This is a genomic window from Thalassotalea sp. G2M2-11, from assembly GCF_017168195.1.
Classification (GTDB): Bacteria; Pseudomonadota; Gammaproteobacteria; order Enterobacterales; family Alteromonadaceae; genus Thalassotalea_E.
Genome location: NZ_JADNYL010000002.1, coordinates 1,000,507 through 1,022,692 on the forward strand (window position 1 = coordinate 1,000,507; position 22,186 = coordinate 1,022,692).

The window sequence follows — 22,186 nt, forward strand, 5'->3', positions numbered from 1 at the left end:
AAATAGCAAGTATAAATATTGCTATTATTCGTAGGCGAATAAATCCCCACCATGCATATCAATCATTTCAAGCGCTTTACCACCACCACGAGCTACACAAGTGAGCGGATCATCAGCAACTACCACAGGTATTCCCGTTTCTTCCATTAATAAACGATCTAAATCTTTTAATAGCGCACCACCACCAGTGAGTACCATACCGCGCTCAGAGATATCTGAAGCTAGTTCTGGCGGCGATTGTTCTAATGCCACCATAATAGCACTGACGATACCTGTTAATGGCTCTTGTAATGCTTCTAAAATTTCATTGCTATTTAAAGTAAAGCTGCGTGGCACACCTTCAGCTAAATTTCGGCCACGTACTTCAATTTCAACTAGCTCTTCACCCGGATAAGCCGAGCCAATTTCATGTTTAATACGTTCAGCCGTAGCTTCACCAATTAAACTACCAAAATTACGCCGTACGTAGTTGATAATAGCATCATCAAATTTATCACCGCCAATGCGCACCGATGATGAATACACCACACCATTTAATGAGATAATACCAACTTCTGTAGTACCGCCACCGATATCAACCACCATAGAACCTGTTGCTTCTGATACTGGCATACCCGCACCAATAGCTGCTGCCATTGGCTCGTCAATTAAATACACTTCACGCGCACCGGCACCTAAGGCTGATTCACGAATGGCACGACGTTCTACTTGTGTTGAACCACAAGGCACACACACTAAAACTCGCGGACTTGGGCGTAAGAAGTTATTACTATGTACTTGTTTAATAAAGTACTGCAACATTTTTTCGGTAACAAAGAAATTAGCTATAACGCCATCCTTCATTGGGCGAATGGCTTCGATATTGCCAGGGGTACGACCTAACATTTGTTTTGCTGCCGCACCAACAGCAGCAACACTTTTCGAACCTCCTGCGCGGTCTTGACGAATCGCCACTACCGAAGGTTCATTTAACACTATGCCTTGATCTTTGACATAAATCAGCGTGTTAGCGGTTCCTAAATCGATCGATAAATCGTTAGAAAACATGCCTCTTAATTTTTTAAACATAAGGTCTCTATGTCCTTGCTACCTCACCACAGCAAAAATGCTACAGCGTAATGAAATTATTTTTGTAATTGCCGCTAATCATACCGCAGACTTTACAAGAAGTGATGCCTGTTTTTGTAAAAAATGGCAGTTTTTTGCATTTTTTTTCACAAAACATTAAAAACTGACGCTTTCACCGCTAATTCCCCACTTCTCGCCACGATATAATACGGTCATTGCCGCGAAATAGACCAAAACTGATAGTGGCGCTTGGGTTCTCATCATAGTCTCCATCACCTTGCCAATCATATTTCAACCATTTAGGTACATCATATTCAAATTTCAATGTGCCTCGTTCATTATTTCCATCACCATCGCTGTCATTTGGCATAGCAAAAATAAACGCTTGATACTCACCATTATCAAAACTTAGTAGTGGATTAGGTACTTCGACGGAAGTATCGTTTGGCGTAATAGGTTCACCATCATCGGTATCCAATAAACGGTATTGCCAGGCAGTGAGTGGATCATAAAAATTGCCTGATATCACTTTACTACCATAACCAGGCACTAAACAGATTTCATCGCTATTTACTTCAAAACGACCATTACTGCCAGCCCCAATCCACTGCTCTATTTTCATCGGTACGGGTAACTTTTCGGTTTCAGGGCCATAGGCATTGTCAATTGCCCAACGTCCAAAGCGAATACTTGTCGCGACAGGGTGCAATGTTAATACGCCAGAAAATTTTGAATCATAACTTGGATCAAAATCAACCGCAGACACGCCATCCCCATCGATTATAGAAGTGATTTCTAAATTAATATCAGAATCAAATGGGCCTACTTGAGAATTAGCTTCATGCAAATAAACAAAATTATCTTCATTTGAAAAACGATATGTTAGCACTCCCAACTTTTCAGTAATGTTTGGCGTTTCAAGATCCGCGGTTAATTTGACTAAATTGGTATTATCAACACCTAGTTGAGTACCATCGGTAGCCGGTGTAACCAAGGTGACATTAGCAGTATCCAACTTTATAAAATCACCAGTATAATTTTGAGTAGTACTACAAGGACCTGATGGACAGTAAGATTTAGCCGTGATGGTAAATTCAGGCTCAACACCGTATTGCAATGCTCCTTTGGTAGGATCAGCCGCATCCATTTGCCCAACGTAAGTATATGGCCATGGTGTAATACCACACTCACTGCGAATATCACCATGAGTGACAATATCTAGGTCAAAATGATCAGGGATAAAACGGCCAAGGTAACTGCTCCCTTGGGCTTTATTATTGGTATTATCAGGCGTTATAGTCGCTTTTTCCTGTACGAAAAGTTGATAAATACCTACTTCAGAAAAAGTCACTGAGCTACTTTGATATTTTCCATCAACAAAAGGAACATCAGCTGGATAAGTAATAGGTAAAGTCACAGATGAATAAAAATCAAACAGAGAGCCATCAACCAATTTACCATTTACTCCATCAACTGGTAATAATCTATGTAAGGCTATATTCACATCAATACCCGTGAAGTTTGTTGTCACTTCTGGGGTGCCATCTCCCCACCAATCAGCATTTAACGCTTCAATTAATAAATTAAAATTTCTACCGGCTACTTGAGTCACGCTCCCATCATGAGTTGACTCGACTAATGAGTCACCATTGCTGTTTGTTGGCGTAATACGAAAGCTATCAGGCCTAACGGTGAATTGGCCGTTATTTCCTGTGATTGTAAAAGCAGGGTTATCAACCGTTGCGGGAACAGTGTATCTGGCATGTAAATCAATAATGCCGGCATCGAGGTACACATTAGGAGGCAAAATGGCCGTTGACGTGTCATCAAATGTTAAGTTTACCGTTTGATAACTACTGGGCGAACCGATATTTCTTGGGATATCGAGATGACTGGCAACCGTGCCCATCTTATAAGCCAATCCATTATTAAGAGCAGTAGTCGTTGCTGGAGATATCATCTCAACAGCAAACTCAATCGCTTTTTCATTACCGTCATTAAATAACGGCACACAGCTTTGAATATCTGTGCCTTTTTTAACCGCTTGAATCTTCACGTTGTTATTAGGAACACCAGCCACTTCAATATCATTAAGACCAGTAACTTTAAAGCCAGCATCACTAAAGTTAATAATACAATCACCAGCGTTATTATTATTACAAACAAAACCATTAGGAGCAGTGACCGATTCATTAGCGATTGATAATGTGACAGGTTCTGCCACGGTATAGCTCAATTCCGCTACAATCGCACTATTACCAGTGTAATTGACTGGGGTAGTGACGGTATTAGACGCTCCGGTTGCCACTAAATCTAAATTAATTGCTTTTGATGATTCCACACAAGCATCACCAATGCTACTAGTACATGCACGAATCGTTATATATTCGACTTCGCAAGTTAAACCATTACCATCATGGATAATTTCAAAATGATCGACAACTTCTGGTGACGACTGACAAAAACTACGGGCGTCCATATCATTCACATAAGAAGCATTGTACTGATAGACACCGTCGCCATATACAGCCAATGCACCACCGACCGATAAAGCACCCGTAATATCAACTCCTTCGGTAGGGATACCAAGAGTCGCTGAACCTGCAACATAAATATTAGCGTTAATATCTGCACCAGCCTCAATAGTTAACGCACTGTTGACGACAATTAATACATTACTCGGGTCGCCACCGGCATTTAGTTGTGTGCCAGCAGGAATTGTTACTGCGTCATAAAAATACAAAACGGCAGTACCATTACCGGAAAAAGAAATATTTGAATTACTGGGTAAGCCCCAAGAATCAAAGGCATAAACACCATCAACTAAAGTAGTTGATGTAAAATTTCCAGTCGACGTTAACGAAAAAATATCAGCAAGCTGAAAGGTATTGATTGGGCTACAATTTCCACCATTACAGGTACTGTCGGCGACAGAACTAAAAAAAGTATGGCTTCCGTTAACAGCGAAGGTAATATCACCGGGAAAGATTTCATCACAGCTCAAAAGGTCACCATTATTTCCTTTCGTTGGTGTACATTCCCCCCATTTACTTACATCTATTTCACCAACCGGGTTTGCACATAAATTATTTTTTGCTCCCTCGACATAATATAAAGTTGATACATCATCAGCTGCCTGCCACTTCCATTTGCCACCAGCCTGAGTTTCACTGTTAGCATAACGAAAATAGTGAACAACCTTGCCATCTTTATCTAAAATGACCAGCTCTTCTAACGTACTATGAAGAGAGTGTCCTTCAAGTACGTAAAAGGTACCAGCATCCTGCGTACAGCTACCTGAACATAACAGAACACTGCCATCATTATTTCCTTGTCCTTCATAAGAAAATGTCCAACCATCAAAATCAACGGTTTGTTTAATAAAAAACTCGATATAACCTTCAACAACATTAATTTCACTAAAAACTAGTTTACCTGCGTCAGGTGAAGTCTCTAACGATGTTGTGCCGGACGATTGCCCCGCATGGGAAAGATTCAAAAAAGTGAACGATGATAGCGTAAGAACCAATAAAATGAGTGAAAAACGAAAAGCACGTAACAATTGCCTTTTCATCAAAAAAGTAATTCCCTCAGTTAAATTTTGAAATGCTATATACATGAGTTATCTACAAAAAACGACCACAACTTAAAGGTAACGCTATCAAGCCTATTAAGCAAGTTAGCTAATCGATATTAGGTAAGACAACTTAGCGATAAAAAAGAAAAAGCCCTGCATCCTGCAAGGCAATATTTCATGAAACGAAATGGAGTTATTTCAGTATTATTTTACAAGACGTGAACGTAGTGATAAGGCGATTAACGCCAATGCAAAAATCATTAAGGTTGTTGGTTCTGGCACTGAAACGGCTGATTGTTGAAAATATGTTTTTCTCACATAAAAGGTTTCATAATAGCTTGTACCGCTAGAATTCTTTCCATTGACACCTGAACTAGCCCATTCGCTACTGATTAAGCCATCTTGAAAGTTTTTCACATTAGACCAATCAATAATTTCGTAGCCATTTTCAAGATTATTATCTGTATCTAGTTTTAAAACGACGTCATCAAATACAGTATTCCAAAATTGAACCGCATGAATAAAAGTACGCTCGTCACCTTCACCAATAGTAAAATCGGCTAACGTAAAATTTGTCGTTAGAATATTTAAATCAAAATCACTCGCAAATTGCCAACCATCATGCAATGAAGGAGTAAATAATTGATTGGTACTTTCAAGGGTAGGATCGCCCCAAAATTCTACGTTTATAGGAGATACCCATGCAAAATCAATCGAGACATTTTCATCGCTATATGTCACATAGTGATCAGATGTTAATAAAGAAGTATCAGTTATTAAACTCGCATGAGTTATGATTGAAAATAAAAGACTAATACCAAGAAAAACTTTAGCTGCAAACTTAATCATTAAAAACCTCTTATTAATGAGTAGACGACTTTACAATTGATAACCATAAAGCAAAAACCAAACCAACCCAAAACAAACCTTACAAATCAAAACCTTAACTAAAAAATAAAATCCATACATTTTAATTGTGTAAAATAACTTTACAGTTTTATGTAAATAAATCGTTATAATTCACGTGCTTGCACTTCGAGCGTTCTGGATGTGAGCACACCTGCAATATTACATTGGCCAGTGCTGGTGATAGTGTAATAACGTGTTCCTGCAATCTGCTCATCAACGCAATTTAATGACGCTATAGTACAATTTTCCAACCCTGTGATAGTCGACAATGCTGGTTTTGGATCCGTCAATGCGTTACACGCTTTTGCTGGCTCATTTAATGGAAACACTTGCTGTAATCGCCATTGTAAACCAATTTGTGCCGCATTATAGGCGCGAGTCCCAAGTACTTCATAAGCAATTGTCTCAGCACTAGTACTCAACATTCTGACTAAAGCAGCACCAATCACTGTCATGACAACAATCACAAAAATAGCAATGACTAATGCACTGCCCTGATTATCTCGTTTAAGGAACATTGGGAATTTGCACCTCATTATTAAAGGCCACCTGCTCATTGTTTAAAGCAAATACTAAACGAATTAACGCCGTGGCATTACGTGTTTGACTAGCGCTTATTACTTCAAATGCAGCAACAACATCATCTGAATTTGTATATGCATTACCATTTTCATCAAGATAATTCGCTAAGTTCTCCGCCATTAATGTACGACTTATGTCATTTTGATAACGCACCAATTCTTTCCCTTCCACGCAGTAGCTGACATTATCACCATAAAAATAAAAACGTTTAGTAGGAGAATCAGTAGCAAATAATTTTGGTGATGAAAAAGACAAAGTCCAAGGTGCGGGTGCCACCGCTGAATCATCTAATACCGAGAATTCATGGTTTTTATCCGATGCAGGTAAATAGTCAGCTGGCGATATAGGATAAACAACCACACGACTAGCCATTGAAAAATTATCTTTATTAAAAGGGATCAGCTCAACTTGGTTGTTTGCCGACTCTGGAGATACAGGTAAATCGAGATAAATAGTATTGGCGGCTATTGGAATAAAAGTTAAGCAATCAAAGCCACTGCTGTTATCCACCTCGATACTATTAGGCGCAGCGTTGCGTACTTCTCGATTTAAGCGCTCAACCGCAAACCTTGCCGCCGAGATTAACTCATCTCGTTCACTAGTTTCAGAAAATATTCGCGCGCCAAATTGTAAAAAACTGCTAATACCGACAGATAAAACCCCCAAAATAATGATCACTGTGACCATTTCAATTAAGGTAAAGCCCTTTACTTGTCTTGACATTAACATCAGAAATTCGCTCGGTAAGTTGCAAATTCAATATCGAAACCCGTTGGGGTTGTCACGGTTAAACGTATGAGTTTTGCCGTGTCGGTGTCGGTATTAGTAGCAACACGTTCACTGCATATACCATCATAATTTCCGTCATTACATACAGTAATACTCATAGAAAATCCTTGGTACCAATCGCCTAATTTATCCCCTAATGAGTTTTCGATATCAGCGGATGATAAATTAAGGCCATCATAATCATCTACATCATCAAAGTTAGCACGATTATCGCTTTCTTCATTGCCTAAAGCATTATTTAACGTACACACCAGTGCAGCTTCACCACATCGCAAAAGCCCACCCGTTTTATCTGAATTTTCATCGAAGGCTTTTTGCTGAATTTCATTAAACATCGATTGGGCTAATTCAGACGCTTTAATTTGATGAAGTTGATCTGCGCTTTGCTCGGCTAACGGGTAAATTAAACTGGTCAAAATTGAAAAAGAAATCGACAGCACCACAATCCCGACTATAGTTTCAATTAAAGTAAAGCCATGAGGTTTAACTTGCATGAATATAGCCTTCTGGCTCAATGGTGATGGTTAGTACTTGCTCTCCACCATTAATTGAAATGATGCATGGTATCGTGGCGCAACCTTCAGGACGTCCCATTTGATCAAAAGAAAAGTTATCACCACTAAAGGTAATGTTATGGTTACTATCAACACTGACACTTGTTAGGCCTGCTGAGGTATTGTTATCAGACCAAGCAGTTTCATCACAATGATTACTACTGGCATCTGTTTTCATCAAGCCTAATGTTTTGCCATCAGCAGCTATTTTAAGCCGATGACATTGCACATTATCAGTTTGTTGCATCGCTCTTAGCTGAATAGCGCGCAAAGTTGAAATGATCTCGGTACGGTAACCATACTCTTCAAAGCCACCAGATGATAAAAAACGCGGGATCACAGTGACAGACATTATCACTAAAATCATAATGGTAACCACTAGCTCAATTAGGGTAAAACCTTGTTGAGCTTTTAATAGTGAATATTTAGCGTTTAATATCACAATAATTCACCGTCTATGTACAAGGGTTCACATCGATAGTTGGTTTTTCGCCTAGACCAGCTGTTTTATAAAATACTAAACAGCTCTGTAAAGAGCTTACAGGTTCATCATCATCTTTAAAATAAACAACCATAGCCCCGTCAATCGTTGTCGTGAACTGATAAGTTTCTAGCTCTATATCTATTAATTTATCCGACCAATCATTTATATCGCTTAATGGATGACCATAACTTATATTGAGCATTGTTCCACTTCCAATATCCACGGTCGGATTGTCACTACTAGGCAAAGTGTGATTTCCCTTTACCAGTGATTTACTGTAAACCAAGGCAGCAGCTCCCTCCATTGATGCTTTAATCGCTTCTAAGGTGGCTGTTTTAGCTTCCGCTTCAAAATTGACGAACTTAGGAGCAGCAGTAGCAGCCAAAATACCTAGAATGACAATCACCACTACCAATTCGATTAGTGTAAAACCTTTATCTTTATTCTTCATAGCATGATAACACTTCATTAAAACAATAAAGGAGGGCTTTGCCCTCCTTTAATATTAGAATTATATAAACTAGCTAGCAACCTGAAGTTACAGATACAATAGCAGGTTTTGTATTAGAGTCAGTACTTTCAATAAATGAAACATAACATTCTGCGGTTACTGCTTCTGCAGCAGTTAAAGTACCTGAATTAGGTGTTGGATACCAAACAACTCTACCATCAGTTCCTGTTGTTCCATCCGTTGCAGATAAAAAATCTGCCGCCTCAATATCTAACAACGCTCCCCATGTTGTTTCAGCATTATTAGGCCAACCATCTACAATGCCTACATTATCAGTACCACCATTAATTGATAAAGTGCTTGTGCCGGAGGTTTCATTGGCAATCAATGCTTTTGAATGCACTAATGATGTCGCTGTTTCCACAGCAGCTTCTAAACCTTCGATTGTTGCGCCTTTCGCATCACCCGTTAAGTCAATAAATTTAGGTGCAGCGGTGGCCGCTAAAATACCTAAAATGACAATAACCACTACTAATTCGATTAGCGTAAAGCCTTTTGCTGTTGATAATTTTTTCATCACTACACCTATATTTTTTAGATTGTTATATTAGTTTTTAATGGTAATTTCTACATTGCTTGACGCTGGAAAATACCTAAAATAGTTCGCCACATTATCAATCCCTGTTGCGGTATAGTTTCCTGAACCATCTCTAGCGATGGTTTCCCTCAAATAATAACTACAAAATGGTGCATTAGTATTTGTGCTGTCTTTAACCACATAATAATCAGCTGCATTTACTCCATCTAAATCAGTGATATCAGTAGAGACTTTAGGGGGCTGTTGTAAAATATTGTTCCACACTTGCACACAATTAACATCACCAATAGTGGCAGTTGCTGTGGTACCAAGTACATAGCCCGGTCTAATGTTATTCGCTTTATCTTCTACCGTTAAATACAAAGTGGTACCATCATAATCAACAAAGTTTTGATTACTCGTATTTTTAGAGCGACCTTCTGCTTCCCATTGTGCACGAGCTAACGAAATTGCCGTAGCAAAACCACCTGCCATGCCTTCAATATTCGCCTGTTTAGCTTGATCGGTTAGATCAAGGAATTTGGGAATTGCTGTTACGGCTAAAAAGCCTAAAATCACCACAACAATCACAAGCTCAATTAACGTAAAACCTGATTGTTTTCTCATAACTACCTCAAAACCTATTTTGTTAACTTAACCTTAGTTAAGTTTTTATAACTGCTATTATTATTTTCTTAAGATTACAATGTTTTAACATTTTTTTACAATATTTTCTTATTGCATCGACGCATTAGCCACTTTCCCGTTAGCAAAAAAATAATCAAAATACTCACCTGACGGTAAACTAAAGCGACAATGACTTTGCAATGAATTAGTACTATCCTGTACCATTAAAACAGCAACCGGTTGATTAATAAACGAAAAATCGTCACTAACAAGCGCTCTCCATATTTGCTGACACGCATCATCAAAGCCAGTAAAATCAACCCAACCTCGTTCATTAACCTTGATGCGTAAAATAGCACCATCTGGCTCTTTAACCAACACCGTATCGGGTTGGTTATCCATAAACCACTGCGCTCGAATTGCCGTAACCTTTGAAGAAAAGTTTGTTGCAACAACATCAAACCCCACTTGGGTAAATTCACGTTCCTGTTTGAAGAAGTAATACAAAAACACGCTCATTAGTAACGCAATAAACACCACCATGACAATATTTTCGCCTAGTGTTTTTTCTCGATTATTTGCGTCACCTTGTCTGGTCATTATTTACCTTTAAATGCTGACATCATATCCCACATTGGCGTGAAAATACCTAACGCAAGTATCAGAACCATACCTGCAACAATAGCGATTAATATCGGCTCTATTCTTGCGGTTAATGTTCCAAGCTCATAATCCACTTCGCGTTCATAATAATCGCCCACTTCTTCAAGCAATTCATCCACTCGCCCTGTCTCTTCCCCAACAGACACCATTTGTAATACCAACGGAGTAAATAAGGTACTTGCAACAGCAGAGCGCAATAAACTTTCACCACTTTCAATAGCACTGCGCATTGCAATGATTTTTTTACTCATAAAGCTATTATCTACCGCATCAGCCACTAAGGTTAACCCTGAGGTCATTGGTACACCTGCTTTTAGTACAATGGCAAAACTATGAGAGAAACGTGCTAGAATAGAACGTTCAATAATAGAACCAACAATCGGTAGTTTAGTCTTAAACCTGTCCCATTTATATCGCCCTTTAGCGGTTCTTACATAAGCACGAGTACCAAAAAACAAAAACACTAAGACGACTAACATATACGGCCAAAAATCTAAGAAAAAGTTAGAGCTGGCAATCAACACTTGAGTTGCCCAAGGTAAGTCTGCTCCTAACTTGGCAAACATATTAGCAAAGGTCGGAATAACAAAAATATTTAAAATTACCATCGCTATCGCTATCGCAGCCAAAACAAAAGACGGATACCTTAGTGCTGTTTTCACTCGCTTACGTGTTTCTTGCTCTCGTTCAAAATAACTAGCCAACTTAAGAAAAGCACCATCAAGTTGTCCGGTATTCTCCCCAACATGTATCAAAGAAATAAATAACGGAGCAAATAGATGTGGATGTTGGTTTAGGGCAGAGGATAAGGTGTACCCCCCTTCTAACTGTGTTGCTACTTCTGCTAATGCTGTTTTGAGCTTAGGTGAATTACTTGACTCAGACATGCCATTAATTGCACGTAAGATAGGAACTCCTGAGCGTACTAATGCATACATTTGCCGACAGAAAACAATAAGATCATCCAGTGAAATCGCGTCGAATCCAAGCAGATCGCCAATATCGATTGGCGCACTCGCTCCAGCAGCCTTGCCACTTTTTGCCGGCTTAATCGAAATAGGAATAATTTGCTGACGTGACAACTGCTCAGCAACCGCTGACGTAGTTGCCGCCTCTATCAGTCCTTTGACTTGTTGCCCTCGGCTATCTCTTCCTGTGTAATCAAATGCCGCCATTAAATTTTAGCTCTCTGTCACTTCACTCATTTCAACTAAACGCAAAACCTCTTCTGCACTGGTGATGCCCTGACAAGCATAATCAAAGGCCGCCATAGCTAACGGCTTAAAACTTGGGTTAGCTTTCGCCAGTTGGGTAAACGCTTCTGCATCGTCACGCTTCAATGCCGCCATCATGCCTTCATTCATTTCAAGTAATTCAAAGACACCTATTCGGCCACGATAACCTGTATATTGGCACGTTTGACAACCTTTACCTTGCTTAAAGGTCGCATTCGTTGCACGCTCTCCCGCTAAATGGTTTAGCCAAAGTTTTTCCTGTGCACTGGGAGTATGCTCAGTACTACAATTATCACATATTCTGCGTACCAAGCGTTGTGCGATTACCGCACGTAAAGAACTCCCCACGAGAAAGCCTGCCGCTCCCATATCAACCAAACGAAGCGCGCTGGTGATGGCATCATTGGTATGTAATGTAGATAGCACCAAATGCCCTGTTAACGCGCCCCTTAAACCAATTTCTACGGTTTCACTATCACGCATTTCCCCCACCATAATGATATCGGGATCCTGACGTAATGCTGTACGTAACACACTAGAAAATGACAAATTAATTTTGCTATTAATTTGCACCTGATTAATACGGGGTAAACGATATTCTACCGGGTCTTCCACCGTAATGATTTTTTTGGTCGATTGGTTAAGCTCACTTAACGCACCATACAAAGTAGTTGTTTTACCACTACCGGTGGGGCCAGTCACCAACACCATACCATGAGGGCGAGAGATTTGATGGCGAACTCGTTCCACCATTTCACTTGGCATACCGGTTTCATCTAGCGATAACAAACCTGCCGACTGATCAAGCAAGCGCATCACCACTGATTCACCATGCTGTACTGGCATGGTTGACATCCGAACATCGATGCTATGCCCTTTAATTTGTAAATTGAAACGCCCATCTTGCGGTAAGCGTTTTTCAGAGATATCAAGCCCTGCCATGAGCTTTAATCTCAGTACCATGGCTGAGGCAATTTTATTTTCTTTTAATATGTTTTCTTGCAAAACCCCATCAATACGTTGACGGATGCGCAATAACTTCTCATCGGGCTCAATATGAATATCTGAGGCACGCATTTGTACAGCATCTTCAAACACTGACTGTAACAACTTACCTACCGTTGCATCGCCACCATCATCAAAAGAGGTCGACAAAGCAAAGTCTGTCGTTTGTTCATACTCTTCTTCAAGCTGGCTAGCAAAAGATTCAATATCAGCAGTGCGACGATAGAGAGTATCGAACGCTTCAAATAATTGAGATTCCATCACCACGGCGAGTTTAATTTTTTTCGGTGATAGCATTTGCTCTAAGCTATCAAGGCCACTTAAGTCCGCAGGATCACTCATGCCAATTAAAACAGCATCACCTTGATCTTCAATAATAATTGCTCTCAGCCGCCTTGCATGTACTTCGGGTAATAATGCAGCCACTTCAGTTGGGATCCGACGTTGACTAATATCTAAAAATGGCACATCTAATTGTTGCGCCAAAAATTCCAATAGCTGTTTCTCACCAATATAGCCAAGCTCAATTAAGGTACTGCCCAACTTACGTCCTGTTGATTTTTGACTATTAAGAGCCTGCATTAGCTGCTCATTGGAAATGATGTGCTCATGAACCAATAAGTCACCCAGTCGCATTTTTAATTTAGGTGCTGCCATAGCCGATTATTCTCCTAGTTCCTGAAGACGCTGACGAGCAAACTGTCGAGCACTGTCAGAAATGTCACTATTATCTTTTACTTTCAAATAAGCACTCTGTGCTTGTTCAAACTGACTATCACTATCGTAAGCAACCGCCAAACCTAACCACCATCGACCAACATTAGGCTGTAAGCGCACTAACAAAGAATATGCCTTAATTGCCACTTGGTATTGTTCTATTAATTGTGCGTTACTGGCCAATAATGCTTGATATTCAGTATTTTCTATATCCGCTAGCGCCTTTAACGTTTCCACAGCAGCAGCTCTTTGACCTTGACTTAAGTATACACGGGCTTTCATTAAACGGTATTCACTATCAAATGGTGCCAATGCAATTCCTTGTGATAGTAAATTAACAGCAGCTTGATATGATTTACGACCGAACCATAAAGCAGCCAATTGTTTTCTTGCTGTTTTATTTTTCGGCGCAATTAATAAGATATCTTCAAAAAGACGCTCGGCATCCGTTAATTGATGACTGTTTAATGCTTGTTCTGCCTGAGTTAGCTTTTTAGCCACTAATTGTTGGGAGGTTAATTGTTTACGTGAAATTGACAGTTGCGCAGGCTGCTCTTTGACAACAGGTGTTTGTTGAGCAATCTCTACTAATTTATCATCTGTTGTTTGTCGCTCTTTGGCATTAGCAATAACTGCGGCTGATTGTTGTGCCATTGGCTTGATTGCAGCTGTGGCTGCATCTGCTGATTGCAAAGCTGAATTTGATTCACTTTTTTCTAACGCTGTGACATCAGACTTTGCTAATGGCTTTGCTAATGAATCGCTAGCTAGCTTATCGTTATTATGGACAACGGCATCTTCATCCGTTGTGTTCTCGGTTTCAATCGCCTCTGTACGGGTATTTTTCTGTATTTCAACGGGTTGAGTGGTTGCCCTTTGTGTGACTCTTTCCGATACATCGCCTTGCTGATTATTAGCACTTAGTTGAGCATTTTTTAGCTGTTGATTCTCTGAATATAATTGCCAAATATAAATTCCTAACACATTAATCAACAGGATAAAGATGATGGTGATAATCAGCCATTTTCGCGTACCTTTATTCGCTGAGACATGAGCGGAGACGGGTTGACCTTCAACTGACGATTGTTGGCGCTGATCTAAATCTTTTAGCATCTGATTGATAACGCTCATCGCATACTCCAAAAATATAATGTCGTGCTCAATACCACGATAAACATCAAAGCTAAAGACAAATAGTGAGAGGTATTCATCAACTTTCCGTTTACCGCTTCAGTGTCTTTGGCAGCTAGCTTTAAATGCCCATTGGTGATTTGATACTGTCCTTGGCCGTAACATAACATCAACATTTTATGGCAAAGAATATTGACCAGCCGAGGAATGCCCTGAGATAACTTTGCAATTTTTTGACAAATCGTTCGATTAAACAATGCGGCTCCTTTGTAACCTGCCACTCGTAATCGATGTTCAATATATTGTTCAACCTCAAAGCCTGTCATCGGTCTCAGCTGATACGAAAAAGTCACTCGCTGTTTCAATTGCCGGAAATTATCTTCATTTAAACGTTGATCCAGTTCAGGTTGTGCAAATAACACCACTTGCAGTAATTTTCGGGTTTCTGTTTCTAGGTTAGTGAACAACCTCAAGGCTTCTAAACTTTCTGCAGGCAGCGCTTGTGCTTCATCTAAAATCAGCACCACCGAATGGCCATCGTTATGTAACTCCAATAACCGTTGCTGAATACGTTGGGTAAGTAGCTGCACCGACATACGCTGCGCATTTTTCACGCCAAGCTCAACAGCGACAGCTCTTCGTAATTCATCCGGCTTCAAATATGGGTTCGGAATATATGCCGTAACGAAATGTGATGGAATTTCGTTTAATAGTTTACGGCAAAGTAACGTTTTACCTGTACCAACTTCCCCAACAACTTTAATAAACCCTTCTCCCGTTTTAAGTGCCGTCAGTAAAACGTCTAACGCTTCATTATGGGGTGCAAGCCCCAGATAAAAGCTGGTATTGGGTGTTAAAGTGAAAGGCAATTCCTTTAAGCCAAAGTGATACAAGTACATAAGTTCACTAATGTCTATTAATCATTAAGGTTAGTTTAATTGCTCTTCTTCAGGAAACCACTCTTGTAACAGCCTTCTTGCATCTTGTAATTGGTTTTTCCAGGTGTCTTGGCCGATCACTTGTGGCTTCAACATAATGATCAATTCTTTTTTCTGAGTCGTTTGGCTCTTACTTTTAAATAGCCCGCCAAGCAGAGGAATATCCCCTAGTAATGGCGTTTTTGATTCCAAATCAACTTTACGTGTCTCAATTAAACCACCGATAACAACAATTTCTCCCGAGTTAGCCCGAATAATAGTGTCTGACTCTCGCACACTACTTTGTGCTAACGGTAAAGAAAAATCATCACTGCCTAAGCGGATCGTTTTCACTTGTTCATCAGTTAATGTCACAGAAGGGTGAACATGCAAGATCACTTCACCGTTTTCATCAATTTGAGGGGTCACATCTAAGGCAATACCAGAGAAGAACGGCGTTAACTCAACTTCTGGTGTCGTGGTGGTTGCCGTACCAGTGGTTGTTGTACTGGAAACTTCAGTGACAAAATATTCATCTTCGCCCACTTTAATTACCGCTTTTTGATTGTTTGTTGCAGTGATCCGTGGGCTAGACAAGACTTGTACATTCCCTTGTGATTGCAATAGCTCGATCACCCCAGAAAAATCAGCATTGACAAAACTTAATGCCGTGGTACCGCCTATCGCCGATGAAATCACATTACCAGCGATATTTCCTGTGGTCGAGAATGTTAAGTCCGTACTGCCAATATTACTCAATACTTGATCCCATTTTACGCCCTGTTGGTAATCATCATTTAAGGTGACTTCCATAATCTTAGCTTCAATAATGACTTGTCGACGTAAATGACTTTGAGTGTCATTAATAAACTTTTTCACCGCCGCTATTTCATTAGGTAAGGCTCTAATTGTGATAAGCCCTGCCTGTGGTGACACGATCACCGAACGACCATCGCTATCGCCGACTAATGAAGTAAGTGTTTCTTTTAATTCAGTCCAAAAGTCAGAGGTATTTTCAGTATAAATATTGATACCGCTTGCAGTGCCATTTTGATTGTTTTGCCCGTTCTGATTATTCGAGTTACGATTATTATTGTTATTATTGCCTCTATTGTTTCCTCGACCATTTTGATTGCCATTCGCATTCGGATCATTTTCTGATACCCCACCCGAATTAATACTGGTTGACGAACTACCAAAACGTTTAACAAATAAATAATTAAGTGGGATGGTTTCGGTACGGATCCCCGCAGGATGCACTTGAATAACTTTGTCATCAGAGCGAATTTCATAGCCATAAAGCTTCTCGATAACATCCAAAGATTCTAATAAGGTTACATCTTTTAAATTGAGGGTAATTTTGCCTTTAACATCGGGGTGAACCGCGACACTATAATCAGAGTCTTGTACCAATGCAGCGAAAAACGCTTTAGCATCTACTTGGCTAGCCGCAATCTCTAAACGTTTTTCCGCTAATAGGCCTTGTCTTGCATTGGCAAAATTTTGTTGCATCAGCTCTTGTTTAACCGAAGAAGGGACAGCAGAGAGTGGCTTTTTCTGTTTCGTCGCTTGTGATTGTGCAATCGCTTTATCCAGTTCACTTTTAACATGAGTTGGCTGTGGTGGTACCGATTGACAGCTCATCAACAACATTAAAATGGTACTGACACTGACATATTTAGAAGCACTATTCATAACTATATTTCTTTTCATTTTAATTGGTCACGATTGACGAAAATATCGACATTTTTAGTTCTTTTTCAGCAGAGGTTAATACCGCATATTGCTGAGTAATAACAGTTAAGGTATACGGGCCGATACGATCCCCTAATGCCATTAACTTGCCATTAATCACCACATGCTTTTGCTGGCCATTGGCGATGATTGATTGCAATGCATATTTGCTAATATGTTTAGTCGCATTTTTACCGACCCCTTTACTATAAAAAGGTTTAGTTGGATCAACTGATTTGCTCATACCAGCAAAAGAGCAGGTTAGTAGTAATAACAGCAGAATTTTATACACCAACAAACTCCTTCTTTGTACTCAAGCTATATAGCTCAATAGTTAATTGGCCTTTGGGATATTCGGTTAATTGATAATCAAAAGATTGCCAAAAAAATGTCCAATCAAGTTTTTCGAGCTGTTGTAAGTAATCCCTTAAGGCAAAATAACGTCCTTCCAGCGTCACTTTAATACCATGACGATAAAGCTGAAGTGAGTGTGCACGTTGCTTTGGAGTGCTTTGTTCATCGAGCTCAACTGTCTGCTCAGGTGGTGACGATAAAGTAATCACTTTAGGATTCATCACTTCAAATGATAATAAACTCACCGACTTTTGCGTTTTTAATAAGTCAGTGAGTGCATGGCGCATTTGGATAGGATTAATTAAATCTGTTGTTAATGTCAGCAGTTCGCTATCAACAGCTTCAAGCTTTTTTTCATACTGCGCAATCTGTAAATTGATCGCGTCATTAGGGTTTTGCTTTAACGATTGTTCTAAGATAGTGATGCTTGCTTGACTAGAGGTTTGATGAGCCTTTAGCTGTTTGACTGCTTTACTAATGGTTGTCGTTTGCACCATCTTCGGTTCTATCACAAAAGAAAAAAGACCAAATATGATCACTATCAAACCAGTAAATAGGATCAAATACTGCTCTCTGGGTGTTATCGAGAGAAACTTAGCAGAATATTCTTGCCATTGAACTTTCACTGTTAACCTCCACGCTGCATAAGTTGCGTATTAGAACTCACAGTAAACTGCGTCACCTTATCTTCATTCTCACTCAGGCTAAAGTGACTAAATGACTGTCCCGATAAAAACGTCGACTTTTCAAAACCAGCTAACCAAAGGGGAACAGCATCGGGTTGCTTTGCCACACCAGAAAATAACATCTGGTTTTGAATTATTTTCACTTGTTCAAGACTAATATCTTGATGGTGTAAGTTTGATAATTCTGTCATTGCACTTGAAAAGCCAGCGGTGTAAGTTGAAGCAACGTTCGTTAATTGTTGATGCAAAGCTTTCTTATTCGCTAACAATAATTTTACCGTTTCAAGTTTTTCTTCTAATAAAGCATCGGCTTTATTTTCACTCACTTTTTGCTCGAGTTCAGCTAAATAGCTATCTGTGGCTTGTTTTTCAGCATTCAATTTAGCTTGTTCATCGGATAACTTCGAGATTGTCATCTGAGTGTAAACGATCCAAGCGATCATCACTATGGCTGCAAAACACCATAAACCAATGACGCGAGCTAACGACAGCAATGGCTGTTGAGGCATTAACTCATCTTGCATTAAATTAATTGATAATTTTTGCATGATGCTTCCTCCCTGCTGCCATTAACTGTATTGCCCCAACGCAAGCGGCAAACTGACGATATTCTGAAAAGCCCTCGGGCATGGTAAAAATGTTAACGGTAACATCGGTATTTTCTGACAAACGACGAGCAACAAAGGCTTCATGCTCCATCGGCAATAATACTTCGATGGAACGAATCGGTGCTTGCTTGAGTTGACGTTCGAAATAATCAGTCGAACGCTGGATTTCCAAGCTCAACGAATCAATAACACTTAAATCTAATTCTTCTTGGCTTTTTAATTCAACTTGTTCAAGGCCTCTGATCCTGCGATGAAAATATAAGTCGCCATTTTTAACGATTAACAGCAGCACCCCTTCACCAGGTTGTTTACACACCAGTAATTTTGCTTCATTTTGCGGGGGTAATAAACTAGCAAAAGCAAATTCTTCAATAGTGATAGTATCAACCGATAAGCCTTGTTCTATAAGTGGTGTAATATATTGGCTTAACATGTTTTTATCGGCACACACCACATTAATTTTTTCCAGTCCACCCGCCAGCTTAGGACCATCAAAATAATCAACAATCATATCTTCAGGTGCAATGCTAACTAAATCTTTTATCTGCCATTTTACTGCTGAATTAACTTCAGCCTCAGGGACTTGTGGTTTGTCAATTTGCACAATATGATTCTGAGAAGCACACAACACAAGGTTACACTGACTATTGTTAGCTATTTTTTGACTCAGTTTCTCGATGACTTGATGATATTGACCATCAACGACTAACTGACTATTACAAACAGTTTGTTGTTGACCTAAGGCACAATAATCTAGATCATGATTTTTGATACTCACGCCGATAGTACCTGCAGCTTCAGGTTGAGAAAATAGTCGACGTACTCGTGTAATCAAGCTCATTTATAGGTATTATTATCTTCGCTATTTATCTTAATTTCATTATCCCTAATTCTGCTATATCCGCAAGTTTTTTAAGGTATTTATACTAACTGAATAGAAAATTCGTCCAATTATGAAGCCATGTTCTGATTTACAGTCATTATCCCACCCACTATTTGATCAATACCAAATCCAGGTACAGATCAAGCGTGATGATTTAATTCATCCGATTATCTCTGGAAATAAGTGGCGCAAGTTAAAGTACAATATTGAACATATCAAGCAGCAACACCATCAAGGTATTGTTAGTTTTGGCGGGAGTTACTCAAATCATATTCACGCACTTGCCTATGCTGGCCATTACAAGCAATTTAACACTATTGGCATTATCAGGGGTGAGCCTCATTACGCGAACAACTATACCTTACAATGTGCACAAAAATGGGGAATGAAACTAATATTTGTTGATCGCAAAACCTACCGTAAACGCCATGAAACAAGTTATTTAGCACAATTACAGCAACAGTTTCCAAACTACTTTATCGTGCCAGAAGGGGGTAGTAATCACCTGGCATTACCTGGTGTCTCAGAAGTATGCCAAGAGCTTGAAGCTCAGACTGAATTTGACACCTTAATCACCCCTGTCGGCAGTGCTGGCACATTGTCAGGGCTGATCCTCGGTGATCAAGGTAAGCACCAATTGTTAGGCGTTGCTGTGCTCAAGCAAGCTCAATATTTAGTGAACGAAATTAATCAATTTATTGGTCATCATGCACAACTAACCAACTGGCAATTGCTCACTGATTACCACGGAGGTGGCTATGGTAAGTTTTCATCTGGCGATTTGAGCGCACTCAAAGCATTTTCTGAGCAAACTGCCATACCATTTGAGCCAATTTATTCAGGCAAAATGATAGTGGCGTTACTTGATTTAATTAAAAAAAACACTTTCCCTGCGGGACACCGCATCGTATTACTTCACACAGGTGGTTTACAAGGATTACATGGTCTTGTTGAGCAACAACGCATTAAGGCAGATGAATGGCCTTTGCCACCTGAGCTACCGGTTCAGTAAAGTAGTGACCTTGTCCGCCATTCACACCAATACGCATTAACACTTGCCACTCTTCGTTACATTCAACACCTAAGGCATAGACTTCTACATTATTGGTGGCACATAGGGTTTTTAGGCTTTGTACAAAAATTTGGTTCTCTGGCTTCTTATGAATATTTAATACAATACTTCGATGCAATTTAATAAAGCTAATCGGGCAGCGCATCAGATAATGTGAGCTTTCAATATATTGCCCTACCTTATCTACCAACAGCTTTATTCCCATTTGATTAAGGTTATTGAGCACAGGCATTAACTCATCGAGGTGATTCACTAAATGATATTCACTGATTTCAATGATCAACTGAGCGGCTTGTATCTGATGCTCCGTAAGTACATGCAATACTTGCGCTGTGAAATCTTTTGTTAATAGTGATTCTATCGAAATATTCAAACTACAGTATGCTTGCTGACTATTGTCATAGGAAAGTAACCGGCAAACTTGCTCCAGCACTAATAAATCAATGGTGTTTGCTAAACCACATTTTTTTGCCATAGGAAGAAAAACTCGAGCGCTGATCAAACTGCCATCAACATCTCTTACTTTAGAGAGCACTTCATGGTGTAGTGTCACCTCTCCATCTTTCGCTATCACAGGCTGAAAAAACAGTACAAAAGCATTATTAGCAATGGCTCGTTCTAAAAAAGTACGCCATTGCAATGAACCTTTAGCGCACACATGCTCAACTTCGCCTGGCTCATACATAAACCACTGTGATGGCCCTAAAAGTTGAGCTGAACGTAGCGCCATATCCGCTTCCGATTTTATTTGATAAGCGCTTTCTGCATGAGAAAAATAACTCATGCCAATATGAACAAACTCTTCATGATTAACCCCTACCGGTAAGGGCACAGTAGAAAAGCTATGAATTAACTTAGTCGCCAGTTTCTCTGCCTCTACGATGAAAATGCCAGGAATAACAAGTGCTATTTCAGATTCACTACGCCTTGCTACATAGCTATTAGCAAATGTTTTCAACCTATGTTTAATTGTACTAACTAAGGTGGTTAATAACGTATTGACTTGCCGTTCACCATATAAGGAATGAATCACATCAAAATGATTAAAATGAATGAAATAAAGCACGCCTTGCATTTCTTCTTCTTTTAGCAAAGCTTCGAGCCGACTATTAAAGTATTCTCTATTACCGACCCCAGTTTGAGCATCTAACAGAGCACTACCGCGCACCTTCATATCAAAATGACTTTCAACTTGGTTAGCGCGAGCTAATTTCTTCAGCAAATCGACAATTGTTTGAGTAAGAAGATGCTCATTTTTTGGTAAGTTTGGATATGTTTCGCTTACTTTAGCTTGCTCGGCCCAATGCTCAAGTACGATCAGAGAGCGTAACTGATCTTTAACACCTCGCAAGTAACGTCTTATAAATAAAAAGATGACAATCGCTAATCCCATCGCCACCATCAAGACAGACAACAAATACAACCCTAGGTTGTTTTGATGTTGATAGAGATAATACATTGAAAAAACAGCAATACCGGTAAACACCAGTACTTTTAACACTAAAAAGATAAGTGATCTTTGTAGCTGTTTTAGAGAAAATGACATTTTTAGGCTGTCTATGA

Annotated in this window: 22 protein-coding genes; 1 reads left to right on the forward strand and 21 read right to left on the reverse strand. The window is 39.6% G+C overall.

What is annotated here, in order from left to right:
* Positions 1 to 24: 24 nt before the first annotated feature.
* From IV514_RS10310 to IV514_RS10405, 20 genes are all read right to left on the reverse strand, one after another.
* Positions 25 to 1,068: a rod shape-determining protein gene (locus IV514_RS10310; protein WP_206485135.1), complete on the reverse strand. Its 1,044-nt coding sequence runs from the start codon at positions 1,066 to 1,068 to the stop codon at positions 25 to 27.
* A gap of 178 nt (positions 1,069 to 1,246) precedes the next feature.
* A complete protein-coding gene (locus tag IV514_RS10315) occupies positions 1,247 to 4,642 on the reverse strand; it encodes a DUF6701 domain-containing protein (RefSeq protein WP_206485136.1) in 3,396 nt (1,131 codons plus the stop codon).
* A gap of 207 nt (positions 4,643 to 4,849) precedes the next feature.
* Positions 4,850 to 5,494 carry a PEP-CTERM sorting domain-containing protein gene (locus IV514_RS10320; RefSeq protein WP_206485137.1) on the reverse strand — a complete coding sequence of 215 codons (645 nt, stop codon included), beginning with the start codon at positions 5,492 to 5,494 and terminating at the stop codon, positions 4,850 to 4,852.
* Positions 5,495 to 5,658: 164 nt separating this feature from the next.
* Positions 5,659 to 6,072 carry a pilus assembly PilX N-terminal domain-containing protein gene (locus IV514_RS10325; RefSeq protein WP_206485138.1) on the reverse strand — a complete coding sequence of 138 codons (414 nt, stop codon included), beginning with the start codon at positions 6,070 to 6,072 and terminating at the stop codon, positions 5,659 to 5,661.
* On the reverse strand, positions 6,062 to 6,859 hold the full coding sequence (locus IV514_RS10330; RefSeq protein ID WP_206485139.1) for a type II secretion system protein: 798 nt from the start codon (positions 6,857 to 6,859) through the stop codon (positions 6,062 to 6,064). The genes IV514_RS10325 and IV514_RS10330 overlap by 11 nt, the downstream gene beginning before the upstream one ends.
* 5 nt (positions 6,860 to 6,864) lie before the next feature.
* A complete protein-coding gene (locus tag IV514_RS10335; RefSeq protein ID WP_206485140.1) occupies positions 6,865 to 7,419 on the reverse strand; it encodes a type II secretion system protein in 555 nt (184 codons plus the stop codon).
* On the reverse strand, positions 7,409 to 7,921 hold the full coding sequence (locus tag IV514_RS17635) for a type II secretion system protein (RefSeq protein ID WP_277601500.1): 513 nt from the start codon (positions 7,919 to 7,921) through the stop codon (positions 7,409 to 7,411). The genes IV514_RS10335 and IV514_RS17635 overlap by 11 nt, the downstream gene beginning before the upstream one ends.
* A 13-nt stretch (positions 7,922 to 7,934) precedes the next feature.
* Positions 7,935 to 8,414: a type II secretion system protein gene (locus tag IV514_RS10345; RefSeq protein WP_206485141.1), complete on the reverse strand. Its 480-nt coding sequence runs from the start codon at positions 8,412 to 8,414 to the stop codon at positions 7,935 to 7,937.
* A gap of 73 nt (positions 8,415 to 8,487) precedes the next feature.
* Positions 8,488 to 8,991 carry a prepilin-type N-terminal cleavage/methylation domain-containing protein gene (locus IV514_RS17640; RefSeq protein ID WP_206485142.1) on the reverse strand — a complete coding sequence of 168 codons (504 nt, stop codon included), beginning with the start codon at positions 8,989 to 8,991 and terminating at the stop codon, positions 8,488 to 8,490.
* Between the two features lie 30 nt (positions 8,992 to 9,021).
* A complete protein-coding gene (locus tag IV514_RS10355) occupies positions 9,022 to 9,618 on the reverse strand; it encodes a prepilin-type N-terminal cleavage/methylation domain-containing protein (protein ID WP_206485143.1) in 597 nt (198 codons plus the stop codon).
* Between the two features lie 108 nt (positions 9,619 to 9,726).
* A complete protein-coding gene (locus IV514_RS10360; protein WP_206485144.1) occupies positions 9,727 to 10,218 on the reverse strand; it encodes a hypothetical protein in 492 nt (163 codons plus the stop codon).
* On the reverse strand, positions 10,218 to 11,456 hold the full coding sequence (locus tag IV514_RS10365; protein ID WP_206485145.1) for a type II secretion system F family protein: 1,239 nt from the start codon (positions 11,454 to 11,456) through the stop codon (positions 10,218 to 10,220). The genes IV514_RS10360 and IV514_RS10365 overlap by 1 nt, the downstream gene beginning before the upstream one ends.
* Positions 11,457 to 11,462: 6 nt before the next feature.
* Positions 11,463 to 13,178, reverse strand: coding sequence for a GspE/PulE family protein (locus IV514_RS10370; RefSeq protein WP_206485146.1), 1,716 nt, complete (start codon positions 13,176 to 13,178; stop codon positions 11,463 to 11,465).
* A 6-nt stretch (positions 13,179 to 13,184) separates the two neighbouring features.
* Entirely contained in the window at positions 13,185 to 14,369 is a 1,185-nt protein-coding gene (locus IV514_RS10375; RefSeq protein ID WP_206485147.1) for a tetratricopeptide repeat protein, read from the reverse strand.
* The gene (locus IV514_RS10380; RefSeq protein WP_206485148.1) at positions 14,366 to 15,268 is read right to left on the reverse strand and encodes an AAA family ATPase; all 903 of its coding nucleotides are present in this window, start codon (positions 15,266 to 15,268) and stop codon (positions 14,366 to 14,368) included. Before IV514_RS10380 ends, IV514_RS10375 begins: the two co-directional genes overlap by 4 nt.
* A gap of 30 nt (positions 15,269 to 15,298) precedes the next feature.
* Entirely contained in the window at positions 15,299 to 16,981 is a 1,683-nt protein-coding gene (gene mshL, locus IV514_RS10385; RefSeq protein WP_206485149.1) for a pilus (MSHA type) biogenesis protein MshL, read from the reverse strand.
* A gap of 19 nt (positions 16,982 to 17,000) precedes the next feature.
* Positions 17,001 to 17,312, reverse strand: a complete 312-nt coding sequence (locus IV514_RS10390) for a hypothetical protein (RefSeq protein WP_206485150.1) — start codon at positions 17,310 to 17,312, stop codon at positions 17,001 to 17,003.
* Positions 17,305 to 18,000, reverse strand: a complete 696-nt coding sequence (locus tag IV514_RS10395; protein WP_206485151.1) for a hypothetical protein — start codon at positions 17,998 to 18,000, stop codon at positions 17,305 to 17,307. Before IV514_RS10395 ends, IV514_RS10390 begins: the two co-directional genes overlap by 8 nt.
* A 2-nt stretch (positions 18,001 to 18,002) precedes the next feature.
* Positions 18,003 to 18,608 (reverse strand): PilN domain-containing protein, encoded by a 606-nt coding sequence (locus IV514_RS10400; RefSeq protein ID WP_206485152.1) that lies wholly within the window; start codon positions 18,606 to 18,608, stop codon positions 18,003 to 18,005.
* Positions 18,589 to 19,509: a hypothetical protein gene (locus IV514_RS10405; RefSeq protein ID WP_206485153.1), complete on the reverse strand. Its 921-nt coding sequence runs from the start codon at positions 19,507 to 19,509 to the stop codon at positions 18,589 to 18,591. Before IV514_RS10405 ends, IV514_RS10400 begins: the two co-directional genes overlap by 20 nt.
* Before the next feature lie 112 nt (positions 19,510 to 19,621).
* Here IV514_RS10405 and IV514_RS10410 point away from each other — a divergent pair, with 112 nt between their 5' ends.
* Positions 19,622 to 20,563 carry a pyridoxal-phosphate dependent enzyme gene (locus tag IV514_RS10410; protein ID WP_206485154.1) on the forward strand — a complete coding sequence of 314 codons (942 nt, stop codon included), beginning with the start codon at positions 19,622 to 19,624 and terminating at the stop codon, positions 20,561 to 20,563.
* Here the strand turns inward: IV514_RS10410 and IV514_RS10415 are convergent.
* Positions 20,517 to 22,169, reverse strand: a complete 1,653-nt coding sequence (locus IV514_RS10415) for an EAL domain-containing protein (protein ID WP_206485155.1) — start codon at positions 22,167 to 22,169, stop codon at positions 20,517 to 20,519. The genes IV514_RS10410 and IV514_RS10415 overlap by 47 nt on opposite strands.
* Positions 22,170 to 22,186 lie beyond the last annotated feature (17 nt).